Source organism: Actinoplanes oblitus (assembly GCF_030252345.1).
GTDB lineage: Bacteria > Actinomycetota > Actinomycetes > Mycobacteriales > Micromonosporaceae > Actinoplanes > Actinoplanes oblitus.
In genome coordinates, this window is the sequence record NZ_CP126980.1 from 7,222,801 (window position 1) to 7,239,543 (window position 16,743).

The 16,743-nt window shown below is 72.5% G+C and carries 14 protein-coding genes; 2 read left to right on the forward strand and 12 right to left on the reverse strand.

What is annotated here, in order from left to right; genetic code table 11:
- Nucleotides 1-271 precede the first annotated feature (271 nt).
- The 11 genes from dpgD to Actob_RS32320 all read right to left on the reverse strand — a co-directional run bounded on the left by dpgD (nt 272) and on the right by Actob_RS32320 (nt 12,205).
- Nucleotides 272-1,072 carry an enoyl-CoA-hydratase DpgD gene (gene dpgD / locus Actob_RS32270; protein WP_284915633.1) on the reverse strand — a complete coding sequence of 267 codons (801 nt, stop codon included), beginning with the start codon at nt 1,070-1,072 and terminating at the stop codon, nt 272-274.
- The gene (gene dpgC, locus Actob_RS32275) at nt 1,069-2,403 is read right to left on the reverse strand and encodes a (3,5-dihydroxyphenyl)acetyl-CoA 1,2-dioxygenase DpgC (RefSeq protein ID WP_284915634.1); all 1,335 of its coding nucleotides are present in this window, start codon (nt 2,401-2,403) and stop codon (nt 1,069-1,071) included. Before dpgC ends, dpgD begins: the two co-directional genes overlap by 4 nt.
- A complete protein-coding gene (gene dpgB / locus Actob_RS32280) occupies nt 2,367-3,032 on the reverse strand; it encodes an enoyl-CoA-hydratase DpgB (protein ID WP_284915635.1) in 666 nt (221 codons plus the stop codon). Before dpgB ends, dpgC begins: the two co-directional genes overlap by 37 nt.
- Nucleotides 3,029-4,015 carry a 3,5-dihydroxyphenylacetyl-CoA synthase DpgA gene (dpgA, locus tag Actob_RS32285; RefSeq protein ID WP_284915636.1) on the reverse strand — a complete coding sequence of 329 codons (987 nt, stop codon included), beginning with the start codon at nt 4,013-4,015 and terminating at the stop codon, nt 3,029-3,031. The genes dpgB and dpgA overlap by 4 nt, the downstream gene beginning before the upstream one ends.
- A 233-nt stretch (nt 4,016-4,248) precedes the next feature.
- Nucleotides 4,249-4,446 (reverse strand): ferredoxin, encoded by a 198-nt coding sequence (locus Actob_RS32290; RefSeq protein ID WP_284915637.1) that lies wholly within the window; start codon nt 4,444-4,446, stop codon nt 4,249-4,251.
- 14 nt (nt 4,447-4,460) lie between these two features.
- Nucleotides 4,461-5,561, reverse strand: a complete 1,101-nt coding sequence (locus Actob_RS32295) for a prephenate dehydrogenase (RefSeq protein WP_284915638.1) — start codon at nt 5,559-5,561, stop codon at nt 4,461-4,463.
- 7 nt (nt 5,562-5,568) lie between these two features.
- A complete protein-coding gene (gene hppD, locus Actob_RS32300; RefSeq protein WP_284915639.1) occupies nt 5,569-6,630 on the reverse strand; it encodes a 4-hydroxyphenylpyruvate dioxygenase in 1,062 nt (353 codons plus the stop codon).
- Between the two features lie 16 nt (nt 6,631-6,646).
- A complete protein-coding gene (aroH, locus tag Actob_RS32305) occupies nt 6,647-7,009 on the reverse strand; it encodes a chorismate mutase (protein ID WP_284915640.1) in 363 nt (120 codons plus the stop codon).
- Complete coding sequence (locus tag Actob_RS32310) at nt 7,009-8,259, reverse strand: aminotransferase-like domain-containing protein (protein ID WP_407653728.1); 1,251 nt, start codon at nt 8,257-8,259, stop codon at nt 7,009-7,011. The genes aroH and Actob_RS32310 overlap by 1 nt, the downstream gene beginning before the upstream one ends.
- A gap of 177 nt (nt 8,260-8,436) precedes the next feature.
- Nucleotides 8,437-9,777, reverse strand: a complete 1,341-nt coding sequence (locus tag Actob_RS32315) for a cation:proton antiporter (protein WP_284915642.1) — start codon at nt 9,775-9,777, stop codon at nt 8,437-8,439.
- A gap of 37 nt (nt 9,778-9,814) precedes the next feature.
- Nucleotides 9,815-12,205, reverse strand: coding sequence for a LuxR C-terminal-related transcriptional regulator (locus Actob_RS32320; protein WP_284915643.1), 2,391 nt, complete (start codon nt 12,203-12,205; stop codon nt 9,815-9,817).
- Between the two features lie 480 nt (nt 12,206-12,685).
- Here Actob_RS32320 and Actob_RS32325 point away from each other — a divergent pair, with 480 nt between their 5' ends.
- Both Actob_RS32325 and Actob_RS32330 read left to right on the forward strand, forming a co-directional pair.
- Entirely contained in the window at nt 12,686-13,855 is a 1,170-nt protein-coding gene (locus Actob_RS32325) for an alpha-hydroxy acid oxidase (protein ID WP_407653441.1), read from the forward strand.
- Nucleotides 13,856-14,145: 290 nt separating this feature from the next.
- Nucleotides 14,146-15,618, forward strand: coding sequence for an MBL fold metallo-hydrolase (locus tag Actob_RS32330; protein ID WP_328518395.1), 1,473 nt, complete (start codon nt 14,146-14,148; stop codon nt 15,616-15,618).
- Nucleotides 15,619-15,738: 120 nt separating this feature from the next.
- Here the strand turns inward: Actob_RS32330 and Actob_RS32335 are convergent, their stop codons facing one another.
- Nucleotides 15,739-16,728 carry a ParB/RepB/Spo0J family partition protein gene (locus Actob_RS32335; protein ID WP_284915646.1) on the reverse strand — a complete coding sequence of 330 codons (990 nt, stop codon included), beginning with the start codon at nt 16,726-16,728 and terminating at the stop codon, nt 15,739-15,741.
- Nucleotides 16,729-16,743 lie beyond the last annotated feature (15 nt).

The following is a 16,743-nucleotide window of genomic DNA, read 5'->3' on the forward strand; positions in this document are numbered from 1 at the left end:
ACCTATTGCTCGCGACGGGGCTTCATGCATTCGCGCTGGTCAACGCACCGAAAATCACCATTGCGAGGCTTAGGTCCTGAATGCCCGGTGTGGACGATAGCGCGCACCGGCGCTCTCCTCGATCAGATACGGAAATCCCCGGCGCGCGAATGAGAAACGCGGTGAGTCAATTCTTGCGCGTCTGTTACCAAGCTGGTCAGCCACCCTTCCCCGGCACGCGAAGCAAAGACGGCTGTCTATTCAAGGGCGGCGCCCTAAAACGCCACTACGGTCATCGCCCGGTCCATCGGGGCGCCCGCTTCGCGGCGAACGCCCGCGGGCCCTCGACGGCGTCGGCGCTGTTCCGCCGGCGCTCCTCCCAGCGGTACCTGGCGGTGAAGGCGTCCGGCAGTGGCAGGTCCACCGAGCTCAGCGCGGCCTCCTTGATCGCCCGGACCGACAGCGGGGCGCTCGCCACCAGGTCGGCCACCCAGCCGTCCACGCACTCGTCCAGAGCCGCGGCCGGCACCACCTCGGTGACCAGACCATACGCCTGGGCGGTCGCCGCCGGCAGGGTCCGCCCGGTGAGCAGATGAGCCATCGCCACCTTCTGCGGCAGCTGCCGGATCAGCCGGAACACGCCGCCGGCGCCCGGGATCAGGCCGAGGCGTACCTCCGGCAGGCCGAACACCGCACGGTCGGTGGCGATGATCAGGTCACAGGCCAGGGCCAGCTCGAAGCCGCCGCCCAGGGCGTACCCGTCGACCCGGGCGACCACCGGCTTGCTGAAACCGAAGCGCTCGGTCAGCCGTGGCCAGCCCGGCTGTCCCCGGCTGCCGAAGGAGGACGGCGGCGTGCCCGCCGCGTCCCGGCGGGCCCGCTCCTTGAGATCCTGTCCCACCGAGAAGGCCCGGTCACCGGCGCCGGTGAGCACCGCCACCCGGATCTCGTCGTCCGCCTCGACGTCGTCCCAGATCTCCGCCAGTTCCTCGTGCATGCGCAGGTCCATGGCGTTGAGCACGTCCGGCCGGTCGAGCGTGACCCGGGCGACGTGGTCGCACTTCTCGTACCGCACCCGGGTCACGCCGGTCATGCCGTCCGCCCCGCGAACCGGCCCACCTTGTCCACCACGTCCTCGGCGTGGATGCGCAGCGCCTGCTCGAGCGCGAACTCGGCCAGGTACTCGCGCAGCTGGTCGAGGGATTCCTCGGCCACGTTGAGCATCCGCCGGTTGGCCGCCACGGCGTCGCCGAGGTACCGGGTCAGGGCGTTCTCCACCGCCGCGTCCAGCTCCTCCGGTGGCACCACCTCGTCCACCAGCAGGCGGGCGTCCGGCTCACCGGCCTCGATCCGGCGGCCCTCCAGGATCACCTGACGGGCGAGCCGGGCCCCGGCGACGCGGCCGAGGCGCAGGTTGGCGGCGCCCGGCACGATGCCCTCCGCCGCGGCGGGCAGGCTCAGGTACGCGTCCGACGCGGCCAGCACGTGGTCGAAGACCAGCAGCAGCTGGCAACCCCCGCCGATCGCGAAGCCGTCCACCGCCGCCACCCACGGTTTCGCCACCGGCGCCGTCCACCGGCACACGTCGTCGTCCGACAGTCCCCGCACCAGCTTGTGCAGGTAGCCCAGCTCGCGCCGGAGCAGGAACCCGGTCAGCGAGATGCGCCCGGCGCTGATGCTCTTCAGGTTGATCCCGGCGCTGAACACCCGGCGGCCCCGGTAGCGCGGATGGCTCATCACCCCACCGCGCACCAGGCCCACCCGCACCGACGGATCGAGCAGGGCCAGGTCGACGGCGGTCTCCATGTCGTCGACCTGCTGCTCGTCCTCGGCGTTGAGGCACTCGTCCCGGCACAGGGTCAGCCGGGCCACCCCGTCGCGCCGTTCCAGCCGTACCGCTTCGGTCTCCAGCACCCCGGTACGCCGGAACTCGGGGAGCAGGTCCAGGGCCCGGGGAGTGGGCCGCAGCATCGCCGCCATCAGGTGCCGCCCGGAGCGCTCCGAGCGCAGCACGGCCCGCAGGAAGATGCCCTGGTCGATCTCCCGGCCCTCCTGGTCCGCCTGCGGGCGGGAGCGTTCCCCGGCCAGCTGTCCGGGCGTGGGCACCAGGCCGGGGAACACCGCCGCGGCGGCCTCGGCGAGCTCGCCGACCCGCAGGTACCGGGTACGGCCGGCGGTGAGCTCGTCGTAGACCTGGTCGGCGTACGCGTGCAGGAAGCCGGCCCGCAGGCGGCGCACCGCGTCGTGCGCCGCCGCCGCCTCGGCCCGCTGCCCGGCCGTCCGGTCACCCGGCGGCGGCAGCGTCCCGAGCAGCCGTTCGGTATCCGCCGCGGCCTCGGCCAGCCGCGCCCGGGCGGTGCCGAGGTCGTGCGGTGCGGTCAGCGTGGTCACGCCGCCGTCGCCCGGCGCAGGGCGCGGTCGCACGCGGCCAGGTGCGACCCGAGCGCCTCCTCGAAGCTGTGCTGCGGGGCGTCGAGCATCAGTCGCCGCCGGATCGCCAGCTCCTTGCCGGTCACCGAGCCGGCCACCACGGCCAGCTCCGCGAGGGCCTCGTCCGCCTGGTCGACGATGACGTCGACCAGCCCGGCCGCCGCCGCCTCCGCGGCGTCGATCGACGTGCCCAGCAGCGCGGCCTTGCGCAGCCGCGGCCCGGTGCCCTGCCGGGCGAGCCGGTACAGCGCCATCCCCGGCCAGGTGGCGTCGCCGCTCGACGTCACGACGAAGCCCGCGCCGGCCACGGCGATCCGGACGTCGGTGGCCAGCAGCACGTCGAGTGCCGTGCCACCGCACACGCCGGCGGCCACCGACACCGTGGTCAGGCCGACGTGCTCGAGGCGGCGTACCGCGCGTTCCCACTTGGTCAGCAGTCCGACGCTGATCTCCTTGGTCCAGCCCGGCTGCGGGGTTCCCGAGACGTAGGCGACGAGCAGGCCGGAGCCGTACCCGTCCTCGGCCCGGTCGCAGATCTTGAGCAGTTCCTCGACCGCCGCCGGCGAGACCGGCTTGCTTCCGTCGACGCGCAGGACCAGGTCGTCGACCCCCGCCGCGCTCACCACTGGACCAGCGCCATCTCGATCGTCGAGCCGGGGCCCATGGTCATCAGAACTCCGTAATCTCCGGGCATGGTGACGCCTTCCTTGACCAGTCGTTCGTAGGAGAAGAGGAACGAACCGCTGGAGAGATTCCCGTGGTCGTTCAGCACGCCGATGGTGTGCCGGACGTCGTGCCGGCTCAGGCCCAGGTTGATCACCACGGCGTCGATGACCTTCTTGCCGCCGGAGTGGACCAGCCAGTGCCCGATGTCGCTGCGGCGCAGTCCGGTGCCGGCGAGCAGGCGGTCGATCACCCGCTCGGCGTTGGCGCCGACGACGTACGGGATCTGGGGGTCGAGGAAGAAGCTGAAGCGATCGAGGTCGCTGTCCCAGTCGTAGCGCATCGCGTCGATCGCGTCGGTGATCACGAAGCTGGCGAACTTGAGGATCCGCGGTCCCGGCCGGACCTCGCCCGGCCCGTCGCTGACCAGCGCCAGGGCGGCCGCGCCGTCCCCGAAGAGGCTGTTGACCACGGCGGTCCGCATGGTCCCGTCCAGGGCGTACGCCGCCGAGCAGGCCTCCGCACAGAGCACCACGCCGAGCTCACCCGGGTGCGCCGCGGACCAGCCGGCGACCACGTTGAGCGCGTTGAGACCCGCGTTGCAGCCCATCCCGACGATGTCGGAGCGGCTGCAGTGCGGGTCGATGCCGAGGTCCTTGATGATCAGCGCGCTGAGACCGGGGGTGAGGAAGCCGGTCGACGTCACGCAGCAGAGGTGACGCAGGTCCGAGAGCGACGCGCCGATGCTCTTGAGGCAGTTCTGCAGTGCCTGGCCGCCCATCTCGACGGCGAGGCGCTTGTGCTTGGCGAGCAGCTCGCCCTGCGGCTCCGGCCGGCGCCGCCCGTCGGCGTCCGGCTCCGGCAGGGTGAGGTTCCGCCGGGCGATGGCGCTGTTCAGATAAACCGAGCGGACCTTCGGGTCCTGGATGTCGAGAAGCTCCATCAATTCGGTCTGGGAGACCGATGTCCCGGTCACCGCGGTGCCCACCCCGACCATACGGGAAATGGCCCGGGACGCGACCGGGACGGGCGACTCCAAAGGCCGCTCGAGAATTGCCGTCATCGGTACATCCACCCCCACATACGACGCTTGCTGCGCAACACTTCCTTGACTGACTCCGCAGTCATCTCGCACCTCCGATAATCAGGTGAACAACTGTTTTCCACAGTGGAGACTCACGGCTCCACGAGCCGGATCGCGGTACCGGGGCACACCGCCGCGGCCTGCCGGACCAGGTCGTGCTGGCCGGGGCCGGGCCGGGCGTCCAGCACGATCGCCACACCGTCCTCGTCGCGCTGGTCGAACACGTCCGGCGCGGCCATGACGCACTGGCCGGCGGCGACGCATCGCGATTCGTCGAATTGCACTCGCATGAGCGGCGGCTCCTTCAGGTGGTCGGTCCTAGTGAGGTGAGCTCCGCGTGCCCGGCGTTCCAGCCGGCCGCGCGCAGCTCCGCCAGCGCGGCGCCGGACGCGGCAGCCGGGAGCCGCAGGTGCACGACCAACTCGTGGTCGCCGGGCCCGACCGGGTCGGCCCGTTCCGCGACGACGCCGTGCGGCGCCGCCGCCCGCAGCAGGCGGCCCAGGGCGCCCGGCTCCCGGCCGAGCACCACCCGGAGCCGGCCGGCCGCGCCGTCCTGCCGGGTGCGGCCGGCCCCGGCGACGCCACGCGCCAGCACCTCGGTGACCGTGCGCACGGCCCGGTCGTGGCCGTCGGTTCCGGGCTCGGCCAGGGTGTCGACAGCGGCCGACAACCGCAGCAGGTCACGGCCGACGTCGCGGAGCACCGCGGCCACCGCCGGGGCGTTCGACCGCACGATGTCCGCCCACAGCTCGGGGTCACCGGCCGCGATCCGGGTGACGTCGCGGAAGCCCTGGCCGACGAGGGTCTCGGTACCGGCCGGCGCCTCGCCCAGCCGGGCCGCGGTGAGGCTGGCCATCAGGTGCGGGACGTGCGAGGTCACCGCCACCATCGCGTCGTGGCTGCCGCTGCTCAGCCGTACCGGCACCGCGCCGCAGAGCTCGACCAGCGCGGTGGCGGCCCGCAGCGCCGGTGCGCCGGTCCGCGCGGACGGGCTCAGCACCCAGGTCTTGCCGGTGAACAGGTCGGCGGTGGCGGCGAGCGGACCGGATCGCTCCCGGCCCGCCATCGGGTGTCCGCCGACGTACGCGACCGGATCGGGCGCCAGGCGCAGCACGTCGCGCTCCGGCTCGCCCTTCACCCCGGCCACGTCGGTGTAGCTGTCCGCCGCGCACCGCAGCTGCGCGTCCCGCAGTGCCGGGCCGACCTGGGCCGGCGGCACCGCGAGCACGGCCAGGTCGACCGGGGACCGGGGCGTCTCGGCCAGCCCGGCGCCGAGCGACTCGGCCACCCGGGCCGCCGTGACGTCGCGGTCGGCGAGGAAGACGGTGACCCCGGCGCGCCGGGCGGCCAGCGCCACCGAGGTGCCGACCAGGCCCGTTCCGATCACCAGGAGGCTGCGCGGCACCGGGGACTCAGGACTGCGCCGCGGCCTGCTCACGCTCGACCGCCTCGTACAGCGCCTTGATGTTGTTGCTGCCGAAGGTGCGCGCGCCGCGCCGCTCGATCAGCTCGTAGAAGAGCGTGCGCCGCGGGTGGACGGACGCCGTGAAGATCTGCAGCATCACGCCGGCGTAGTCGCGGTCGGCCAGGATGCTGAACTCGCGCAGCTGCTCCACCGGGACGCCGACCGAGCCGAGCCGCCCCGGCAGCGCCTGGTAGTACTCCCCCGGGGTGGACAGGAACGGCACGCCCCCGGCACCGCAGGCGCGGACCCCGGCCACGATGTCCTCGGTGCGGAACGCGACGTGCTGCACCCCGGCGCCGTCGTGTGCCTCGATGAAGGCGTCGATCTGCCCGGGGTCACGGGTGAGGTCCGGCTCGATGATCGTGAAGGTGACACCGCGGGACGCGCTCTGCACCACCTTGGACCGCATCGCCTGGCTGCCCACGATGATCTGCTCCTCGAAGGTCTGCTCGAGGTCGAACACGTCGCGGTACCGGCGGATGGCGCCGTCCAGCTGCCCGGCCGGCAGGCAGACGGCCAGGTGGTCCACGTCCCGCAGCAGGCCGGTGGCCGGCTGCGGCCGCTCGGCGAACAGGCCGGGGGCGAACAGCCCGGACGGCTGCCGGCGGGAGGTGAAGCGGTGCTCGACGTCGCCGAACCCGTCCACCGAGGCGAAGGTGACGGCGTCCGCCTCGCCGCCGTTGGTGTTGGGCGGCTCGAGCGGCAGCGCGCCGCGCTCGACCGCCTCGGTGAACGCCGCCGCGGCGTCGTCGACGGCGAACCCGACCACCGCGATGCCCTCGCCGTGCCGGGCCAGGTACTCGTGCGCCCGGTGCCCGGCCGCCAGCGGCGTGGTCACCAGCAGGGTGATGTCGTGCTGCCGGAGCAGGAGTGACAGGCAGTCGGTACGCCCGGTCTCCGGCCCGCTGCGGCCCTGCACGGTGAAGCCGAACCCGGTGCAGAGCGTAGCGGCTGTCTCCTCCGCGTTCTCGGTGAAGATCTCCAGGTGGTCGATCGTGCGAATGTCCATGTCAGAGCTCCTATCGTCAGTGCTCGAGGTCCGGGCGCAGCGCCTCGGCGCCGCCCAGATAGACATGCCGGATCTCGGTCCGGCTGCGGTCGACGTCGACGTGCGCGAGCAGGCGCACCACCCGCGGCATGGCTCCCGGTACGGCGATCTCGCTCGCGCACAACAGCGGCACGTCGTCGAGCCCGGACTTCCGGGCGGCGAGGGCCGGGAACTCGGCGGTCAGGTCCGGTGTCGTGGTGAACAGCACGCTGACCACGTCGTCGCTGGTCAGGTCGTTGCGAGTCATGATCTCGGTGACCAGCTCGACGGTGGCCTCCACGATCTGCGCCCGGTCGTCGGCGGGCACCTGGACGGCGCCGCGGATGGCGAGCATCGCCATCAGCGGCTTCCCTCGTGACGGCCGGTCTCGGCGTCGATGAACGCGACCAGGCGGGTGATCCCCTCGTCGATCTCCTCGGGGGACAGGTAGCTGACGGACAGGCGGATGGAGCGGCGGCCCCCGTCGTCCGGGTGGAAGTAGCGCATCGGGGTCCAGATCACGCCGTACTCCTCGGCGCAGCGGGTGAGCGCCGCGTCGTCCGCCTCGAAGCCGACGGTCAGGTTGAGGAAGAAGCCGCCGGTGGGCTCGTTCCACCGCACCCCCAGCTCGGCCCGGCGCGAGGCGGGCAGCAGGGTGGCGAGCCGGTCGAGCACCCGTCGCATGGCGTCGCCGTAGTGCCCGGCCGCCTTGGCGGTCAGTTCCGAGACCCGGCCGCCGGCGGCCAGCAGCGCGCCCGCCACCACCGCCTGGCTCAGCGACGAGGTGTTGACGGTGATCATGCTCTTGATCTTTGAAAGCTCGTCGGCCAGCAGTCCGGTCCGGCCGTCCTCGCCCACCACCGTCTGGTCGGCCACCGCGAAGCCCACCCGCGCGCCGGGAAAGATCGTCTTTGAGTACGACCCCAGGTGCACCACCGAGCGATGCCTGTCCATCGCCTTCAGCGTCCGCAGCGGCTCGCCCGGGCTGACCAGGCGATAGGGCGTGTCCTCGAGGATCAGCAGGTCTTCCCGCGCGGCCAGCTCCAGCAGCCCGGCCCGGTCGCTCGCGGACAGCGTGGAACCGGACGGGTTGGCGTGGTCGGGCACCAGGTAGAACGCCCGCGGCCGGCGACCCGCGGCGCGCTCCGACCGGATCGTCGCCGCCAGGGTGTCCAGGCTGAAGCCCTCCGGCGGCTCGGCCACCGGGCTGAGCGTCACGTCGAGCAGCCGGGCCACCCCGGTGATGCCCACGTAGCAGGGGCTGGAGACCAGCAGCACGTCGCGCGGGTCGCGGATCAGCGCGCGGACGACGAGCATCATCGCCTCCTGCGCGCCGACGGTGACCACGATGGACTCGGCCGGCACGTCGATGCCCTCGTCCCGGCGCAGCGAGTCGGCGATGATCTCGCGGATCTGACCCGCGGTCGGGCCGTACTGGTAGACCGCGGTGCGCACCTGGGCGGGCGAGACACCCTGATCGGCGAGGTGGTCGAGATAGCGGCGCACGTGCGCGATGACCTCTTCGGTCTCGAAGAAACCGTCGTACGGGCGTCCCGGGGCGAAAGAGATGGCCGCCGGATAGCGCAGGGTCACCTCGTTGAGGAAATTCATCGTGTCGAGGACCGGGTCGGACACACTGGAATGCAATTCCGACTTACGCAGCACGGACGTTTCCACGACAGTTTCTGCAGTCAAGGTGACTCCCGACGTGGCGAAGAATTGACTTGATCCAGAGTCACATGGGCAACAGCGGAGAACAATGTGTCCAACTAACTGTCTAATGAGGCCTCAGGACGGGGTTCGCCGGGCGTCGGGCACCCCGCTCCAGGTGTCGTGGTCGATCTTCCGGAGCCGCTCGTTCTCGTTCTCCGCGACGCGGGCGCAGGCGTAGCGCAGGATCGGCGGAGCCATCACCGAGGTCACCACGGCGACCAGCACGATGATCGTGTAGCTCGCGGTGGTCAGGATGCCCAGGCGCAGGCCGGTGAGCGCCACCACCACCTCGACCACCCCGCGGGAGTTCATGCCCGCGCCGATCGCGAGGCTCTCCCACCGGCTCAGCCGGCTGAGGCGGGCGCCGGCGTACGCTCCGGCGAACTTGCCGAGGATCGCGACGGTCAGCACGACCAGCGCGGCGAGCGCGACCTTCGGGTCGGCGAGCGCGGTCAGGTCCATCCGGAAGCCGGCGGTGGCCAGGAAGATCGGTGCCAGCACGCTGATCACGACGGTACGCAGGGCGGCCAGCTTCGCCTGGTTCGCCGCCCGGGGCAGCCCGACCAGGATGCCGGCCACGAAGGCGCCGAAGACCGGCTCCATGCCCAGCGCCTGGGTGATCACCGCGCCGGTCAGGACGATGACGACCGCCGTCACGATGCTGGGGCCGGGCGCGTCGTCCCGGTCGGCCAGGCGCATCGCCGACCGGACCAGCGGCCGGCCGAGGAGCACGGCGAGCAGGACGAACCCGAGCAGCGTGGCGGCCGCCCGGACGACGTGCCCGATGCTCAGCCCGGCGGTCGCGGCCATCGACACCACCGAGAGCAGGAACCAGCCGGCCGCGTCGTCCACCGTGCCCGCCGCCATGGTCAGCTGGCCCATGTCGCGGTGCAGCAGCCGCATGTCGGAGAGCGTCTTGGCGATCACCGGGATCGCTGTCACGCACATCGCCACGCCGATCAGCCCGGCGAACAGCAGCCGGTTCCCGGCCGGGCCACCGTTGATCCAGTCGGTCAGCAGGTAGCCGGCCGCCAGCCCGAGGGCCAGCGGCACGACCATCCCGCCCAGGCTGATCCGCGCGGCGGTGGCCTTGCGCCGCCCGACCATGGCGACGTCCAGGTGCGTCCCGGTGAGGCCGACCAGCAGCAGGATGCCGATCTGGCCGACCGCGTCCAGCAGGTGTGCCTGCTCGGCGGCGGGCGGGAAGATCCAGCTCAGCGGGCCGGGCAGCAGGTGGCCGAGCAGGGACGGTCCCAGGATGATGCCGGTGGCCAGCTCGCCCACGATGGCCGGCAGGCCCACCCGTTCCGCCAGCCGGGCCAGCAGGCGGGCGATCACCAGCAGGGTCACCACCGCGACCAGGAATACCAGCAGCGCGTGCCCGCCGAGTGCGGCCGGCGGCGCGGTGAGGTTCATCTGACGAGTCCTCCAGACCGAATCGAGCGGCGATCGTTCAGGTGAGGGGCCGTAGTCCGGAGCGGCTGCGCACGTTGAGCTTGCGATAGACCTTGGTGAGGTGCTGCTCGACGGTGCTGACCGTGATGGAGAGCCGCTCGGCGATCTGCCGGTTGGTGTTGCCCGCCGCGGCGAGCGCGGCGACCCGCTGCTCGGCGCCGGTGAGCCGGCCGGCGTCCGCCGTCCCGGCCTCGGCGGCCCGGCCGGCCCGGGTCAGGCCGGCGGCCGGCTGCCCGCCGGCCGGGAACGGCGCCCGGGCGCGCCGGCGGCGTCCGGCGCCGGCCGTGGCCCGCCCGTGCCGGGTCGCCCGGGTGGCCACCTCGGTGCCGTCGACACCCCATCGGGCCATCAGCTCGGCGCACGACCGCAGGTGCGTCAGCGCCCGCTGCCGATGCCCCATGCCCTGGTGGTACCGGCCCAGTGCCTGCAGGTAGGGCAGCACGAACGGGGTGTCGAACATGACCGGCGGCACCGGCACGGCGAGGTACGCCCGCGCCGCCTGCGTGTCACCGAGATCGGTGGCCGCCCGGACCGCCACCGACAGGGGCAGCCCGGCCACCACCCCCCAGGCCGGTGACGGCACCGCGTCGAGCACCGCACGGATCTCGTTCAGCGCGGTCCCGCTGTCCCCGCTACGCAGCGCCGCGACCGCCTTGGTGGTGCCGATCATCGCCCGGCGCATCGGCACCCGGGCGATCCAGTCCTCCTTCAGCAGGCCGTCGCACCAGGTGACCACCTCGTCCGACCGGCCGGTCCGCAACAGCACCACCAGGGCGTAGAGCGCCGGGGTGAACGAGGTGCCGGCACGCAGCCCGGCCAGCATCTGGTCGGCCTGCTCGGTCGCCATGTCGTCGTACGCCGCGGTGGCCGCCGCGCTGAGGTAGGTCACCGCGGCGATCGGGCCCGGACCGGCCATCGGCGGCTCGGCGTGCGGCCCCGACTCCGCGTACCGGTCCGAGCCCATGCCGGCCCGGCAGTACAGCCGCCACAGCCGGGCGATGCTCGGATCCTCGTCCAGCACCCCGGCGAGCCGGGTCAGGTCGTCGGCCTCACCGAACTCGCCCCACCAGAGCAGCTGGTTCACCACGATCAGCACCTCGGGCCCGGCGAGCAGCCCGGCGCGGGCGTCCCGGGCCAGCCCGTGCAGCCAGCGCGCGGCCCGGCCCGGGTCGGCGTGCCACTGCGCCTCGGCGGCCAGCACGGCGGCCTGGGCCCGCTGCGTCTCGTCCGGGCTGGCGCCGACCGCGTACCGGAGGCTGTTCACCGCGCTGTCCACGTCGCCCGCCGTCATCGCCTCCCGGGCCGCCTCGCACAGGATGGCGACCCGCCACGTGCCCCGGCCGCCGTCCTGGGCGGTGACCAGGTGCTCGGCCACCGCGAGGGCCGGCGCCCCGCTCGCGTGCAGCAGTTCGGCGGCGCGGCCGTGCAGCGCGGCCAGGTCGCCCAGCGGGATGCTGGCGAGCACCGCCGACCGGGTGTGACCGTGCCGGAAGCCCTCGGCCCCCTCGGTGCCCAGCAACCCGATCTCGTACAGGTCCCGCAGGCACTCGCGGACCAGCACGATGTCGGTGCCGCCGAGCTCGGCGACCAGGGCCGGCGTGGCGTAGTCGCCGAGGACCGCCAGGTACCGGGCGACCGCGGCGGTGGCCGGCGACGCCCGGTGCAGGATGCGCAGCACGGCCTGCCGGAAATTGACACCGGGCTCGCCGGACGGCTGCCCCGGCGAGGCCCTCCGGTCGGCGATGAGGGCATGCATCAGCAGCGGGTTGCCGCCGCTGGTCTCGGTGCAGAACCGGATGAAGCCGGTGTCGGCGGCGGCGCCGAGCTGCTCGATCAGCTGCTGGGTGACCTCCGCCGGGGTGAGCGGCGCCAGCTGGATCCGATGGCAGTAGGGCAGATGCAGCATCTCGGCCCGCAGACCGGCGGTGTCCCGCTCGTACGACGTGCTCTCGTTGAGGATGACGAGCATCTCCGAGTGCTCGATCCGCCGGATGGTGTAGCTCAGGCAGCGCAGCGACTGCTCGTCGGCGAAGTGCACGTCGTCGACCCCGATGAGGACCGGCCGCCCGCCGGCGAACTGCTGGATCGCGGCGCCGAGCTGGTCCATCAGCAGCTGCGGGTCGCGGTGCCGGCAGGGCACGCTGTCCGGGAAGGGCCGTGGCAGTCCGGCCACGTGCATCGCCTCGACGAGCCGGTCCAGCACCCCGAACGGGCGGTCCTGCTCCCCCGCCGAGGCGGTGACCAGGAAGCTGTGACCGCCGAGGCGCCGCACGTGCGCCGCCATCTCCTGCGCGAGCGCCGTCTTTCCCGATCCCACCGGCCCACTGATCAGCAGCACCGCACCCTTGCCCCGGGTCGCCGTCGCATAGACCTGTTCAACCAGAAGCAATCTCGAATTCTGCTTACTCAGCGTCACAGGTCCCCCGTACTCGGCAATTCTCATTGCGACCCGGAGTTTGACCATACGCGCACCGAGGGCCCGTAGAACACGGTGTCCACTCTGGACTGGGGTACCCCGATACGGTTCACGCGGAACCCCTATACATCGGCCCGACCTGGACTTCCCGGGCCGCCGACGGTGATCCGAACCCCTACGAGGTGATGCTCGATACATCGATGAACGTCATATTGCCTGGGGTGGCTGCCGCGTCACCGCGCGCTGGTGCCGGCCATCGTGCGAATCCCGGCCGCCGCCCGATTGTTAAGAAGCCCCCGGAATGCACGCCGCCATGTCCGGTCACGATTTAGCCAGATAGCCGGCCCGAGCCCTAAGGTTTCGGTGGTTCTCGAATTCGAGATTGGGGGATGTCAATGCTGGAGATACCAGGCGCCCGGAAGCGCTCGACTTCCACTCAGCGGGAGGGGAGAGGTGGGCGTGGACCGCAGCGCTGAACCGGTCAACATCGGCGACTTCGAGCGCGCCGCCGCCGCGATCCTCCCCACCGAGGTCTGGGACTTCGTCGCCGGCGGCAGCGGCGCCGAGACCACCGTCGCGGCGAACCGTGACGCCCTGGACAGTGTCTTCCTGCTTCCCCGGGTGCTGCGCGACGTCTCCGCCTGCACCACCCGCGCCACCCTGCTGGGCCGCCCGGCCGACCTGCCGGTGGCCACCGCGCCGGTGGCGTACCAGCAGCTGCTGCACCCCGACGGGGAGATGGCCACCGCGCGGGCCGCGGCCGCCGCCGGCGTACCCTTCGTCGCCAGCACGCTGAGCAGCGTGCCCATCGAGCGGATCGTCGAGGCCGGCGGCCGGGTCTGGTTCCAGCTCTACTGGCTGCGCGACGACGACGCCACGCTCGGCCTGGTCCGGCGGGCCGAGAAGACCGGCTGCGAGGCCATCGTCCTCACCGTCGACGTGCCCTGGATGGGCCGGCGGCTGCGCGACATCCGCAACCGGTTCGCGCTGCCCGCGCACATCCGCGCCGCCAACATCACCACCACCTCCACCGCGCACGCCCGCGATCACCAGGGCTCCGCCGTCGCCGCGCACACCAGCCAGGAGTTCAGTCCCGCGCTGACCTGGTCGGTGATCGACCGGATCCGGCAGCAGACCCGGCTGCCCGTGGTGCTCAAGGGCCTGCTGGCCCCGGAGGACGCCATCCAGGCGGTCGAGTACGGCGTGGACGCGATAGTGGTCTCCAACCACGGCGGCCGGCAGCTCGACGGGGCGGTCACCAGCATCGCCGCGCTCCCCGGGATCGCCGACGTGGTGGGCGGCAGCTGCGAGGTCCTGCTCGACAGCGGCATCCGCACCGGTACCGACGTGTTGCGGGCGCTGGCTCTCGGCGCGTCCGGCGTCCTGATCGGCAGGCCGCTGATGTGGGGACTGGCCGTCGGCGGCGAGCGCGGCGCGGCCCGCGTGCTGGAACTGCTGGCGACCGAGCTGCGGGACGCCATGGGCCTCGCCGGGTGCGAGGACGTCGCGAGCGCACGACGGCTGCGGACGGTGCCCGGGCCACGCCTGCCCGGCACGCCGATCACCTGGGCCCGGCCGCCTGTCGTACCGGCTCCGGTGCCGGCCGGCCGGCCGGCCGGCTGAACCACGGTTCCCGCCGCCGCGGACGGCCGTTCGCACCACCACTCCCCCGTGCCGGAACCGGCCGTCGCCGGTTCCGGCCGTGGCAGACGACCGCGTCCAACCGCCGATTCCGGCCCGGTTGGACAAACGACGGCGAGAATGGCGAGAACACCGGCCAGAGTTTGATCAACGTCATTCCGAATCGGTTGACAACGGCCCCGAGTTCGCTGCGATAGTGGCGGAAAGGTAGCGCTTTCCCGGCTGGAGGGTTCATGAATGCCAGTGCCGAACCGGTGTTTCTGAAATCGAACGTGATCATCGAACCACTGGTGGACCGGTTCTACGCCTGGATGCACACCGTGTCGCCGGCCGCCGCCGCGCTGAATCTGGCGAAGGTACAGATTCCGCTGCTGGAGTCGTACCCGCGGGATCCGGAGATGGCGGCGCTGCTCGCGTCGATCAGGGCGGACCGCGCCGACATGCTCGCGTTCGCCGACGCCATCACCCGGGCCGGCGCCCTGCTCCGGCGGAGCGCCACCGGCCGCGAGCTGACGCACCTCTACCAGCAGCTCCCCGCGGCCCTGAACGGGCTGGTCGAGCTGGCCTACGACGGCGGCGACCAGCCGGCCCTGCGCCTGATCGAGCCGCTGCTGTACACCAGTCCGTACTACGACGTGAGCCGGCAGTCGATCCAGCTGTCGCTGGACACCGGCGAGGAGCGGCCCTCCGTCCTCGGCGCCCCGCGGCTCTCCCGTCCGGGCGTGCTGGACCTGCCGATCCCGTTCACCCATCCCGGCATCGACGCGCTGTTCGCCGCGCGGCTCGCCCCCACCACCCTGGGCGACCTGTGCGAGGCGCTCGAACTCGACGCCGCCCGGGCCGGGGAGCTGGGACGGCTGCTCACCGGCGAGCCGGCGTTGGCACCCGACCGGCACATCGGCGAGGGCGGCCGGATCCGGTACTTCGGCCACGCCTGCCTGGTGATCCAATCAGCCGAGACGACGATCGTCACCGATCCGCTGATCAGCACCGACGGCCGTCACGGCGACCGGTACACCCTGGCCGACCTGCCGGACCGCATCGACCTGGCGCTCATCACCCACGGCCACCCCGATCACCTGGTCCTCGAGACGCTGCTCCAGCTCCGCACCCGGATCGGCGCGGTGGTGGTGCCGCGCTCGTCGCGCGGCAGCCTGTGCGACCCGTCGATCGGGCTCATGCTGAGGGCGCTGGGCTTCGCCGTCGTCGAGGTCGACGACTTCGACGAGATCCCGATCCCGGGCGGCCGGGTGGTGGCCACCCCGTTCCTGGGCGAGCACGGCGACCTGGACGTCCGCGCCAAGTCCACCTACTTCGTCCGGATCGCCGGTGCCGGCCTCTACATCGGCGCCGACTCGTCGGGCATCGACCCGGTGGTCTACCGCCACGTCCGCAGCCGTCTGGACCGCGTGGACATGGCGTTCCTCGGGATGGAGTGCGACGGCGCCCCGCTCGGCCGGCTCTACCGGGGCGTGCTGACCGACCCGGCGACCGAGCAGACGAGCGCGTCGCGCACGCTGTCCCGCTCCAGCGCCAAGCAGGCGGTGGCGGTGATGACCGAGCTCGGCGCGGACGAGGGCTACATCTACGCCATGGGTGACGAGGTCTGGCAGCGGCACCTGATGGCGGCGACCCCCGCCGAGGACCCCTACCAGGCCGCGCAGATCGAGGAGTTCCTCGGGTGGTGCTTCGGCAGCGGCATCACCGCCGACCGCCTGCGCGACAAGCGCGAGTGGCGCTGGTAGGGGTCGCGGCGAAAGCCGGACCGTCTCGACGGTCCGGCTTCGCTGTCGCATCTCCCGGTTTCCGGTACGCCACGCGGCTCCCGCGTCAGCCCGTTTCCGGTACGCCGCGCCGCTCCGGTGTCAGCTCGCCAGGCGGTGCTCCGGCACCCGGGTGGCGAAGTCCGCCCACAGCTCGGCGAACTGGCGGGCCAGGTCGGCCACCACCCCGGTGCAGTGCGCCGGCACGTTGTCGACGATCGTCTCCCACTCGTTCGCCCAGTGCGAGTGCAGCGAGAGCAACCGGAGCAGGTTGCGGCCGGTGTCGGTGTACCGCAGCGCCGGGTCGCTCATCAGCCGCTTGATGACGACCGCCCGGTCGATCACCGGCTCCTGCCGGCCGATGCTCCGGACCAGGTTCAGCGGCTGCCGGTCCGGTCCGGCACCCTCGGCGGTCCGCTGCCCGGCATCCCGGCCACGCCGGGACGGGACCAGCTCCGCGCCGCTGAGCAGCCGGTTGCGTACGTCGCGGGCGGTCTCCGGGGAGATCGACGCGGCCTTGGCGACCTGGCGCAGCGACAGGTGGGGGTTCTCGGTCATCAGCTGGCCGGCGAGCAGGCGGCCCGCGCTGCAGTCCAGCGGGCGCACCCGGCCGTCCTGGCCGATCCGGCTGGACTCCGGGGCCGACGCCCCGGCCACCCGCCGGCGGATGTCGGCGACGGTGCCCGGCGAGATGCCGGTCACCGCGGCGACGCGGCGGTCCGACCACTGGGGATGGGTGACGGCGATGCGCTCCGCGGCGTGCTTGCGGTCGGCCAGGGCGAGTGGCAGGCCGTGGGCGACGTTGAGCCACACGGACAGGACGAAGGCCTCGTCCTCGGGTCCCTCGAAGAACCGGCCGGCGATCGTCGTCTCCCCACGCCGCAGCGCCGCCCGCACGCGGTGGGCGCCGTCGATGACGCGCATCGTCGCCCGGTGCACCAGGATCGGGGGCAGTTCCTGCTGCACCGCGGCCATCGCCTCCACGTGCACCATGTCGGCGCCGGCCAGCCGTGGCGAGCCGGTGAGCTGGAGGGAACTGATCTCCATCTCGACCACCGGCTGACGATTGATGTCCTCTTCCTCGGGTGTCAAAGAAGCTCCTAAGCG

Excerpts from the sequence above, each read along its gene's own strand:
- Actob_RS32310 (WP_407653728.1), bottom strand. The coding sequence starts at position 8,259 with ATGAATTTCCTCAACGAGGTGACCCTGCGCTATCCGGCGGCCATCTCT.
- hppD (WP_284915639.1), bottom strand. The coding sequence starts at position 6,630 with ATGGACATTCGCACGATCGACCACCTGGAGATCTTCACCGAGAACGCG.
- dpgD (WP_284915633.1), bottom strand. The coding sequence starts at position 1,072 with ATGACCGGCGTGACCCGGGTGCGGTACGAGAAGTGCGACCACGTCGCC.
- aroH (WP_284915640.1), bottom strand. The coding sequence starts at position 7,009 with ATGGCGATGCTCGCCATCCGCGGCGCCGTCCAGGTGCCCGCCGACGAC.
- Actob_RS32290 (WP_284915637.1), bottom strand. The coding sequence starts at position 4,446 with ATGCGAGTGCAATTCGACGAATCGCGATGCGTCGCCGCCGGCCAGTGC.
- dpgA (WP_284915636.1), bottom strand. The coding sequence starts at position 4,015 with ATGGAGCTTCTCGACATCCAGGACCCGAAGGTCCGCTCGGTTTATCTG.
- Actob_RS32315 (WP_284915642.1), bottom strand. The coding sequence starts at position 9,777 with ATGAACCTCACCGCGCCGCCGGCCGCACTCGGCGGGCACGCGCTGCTG.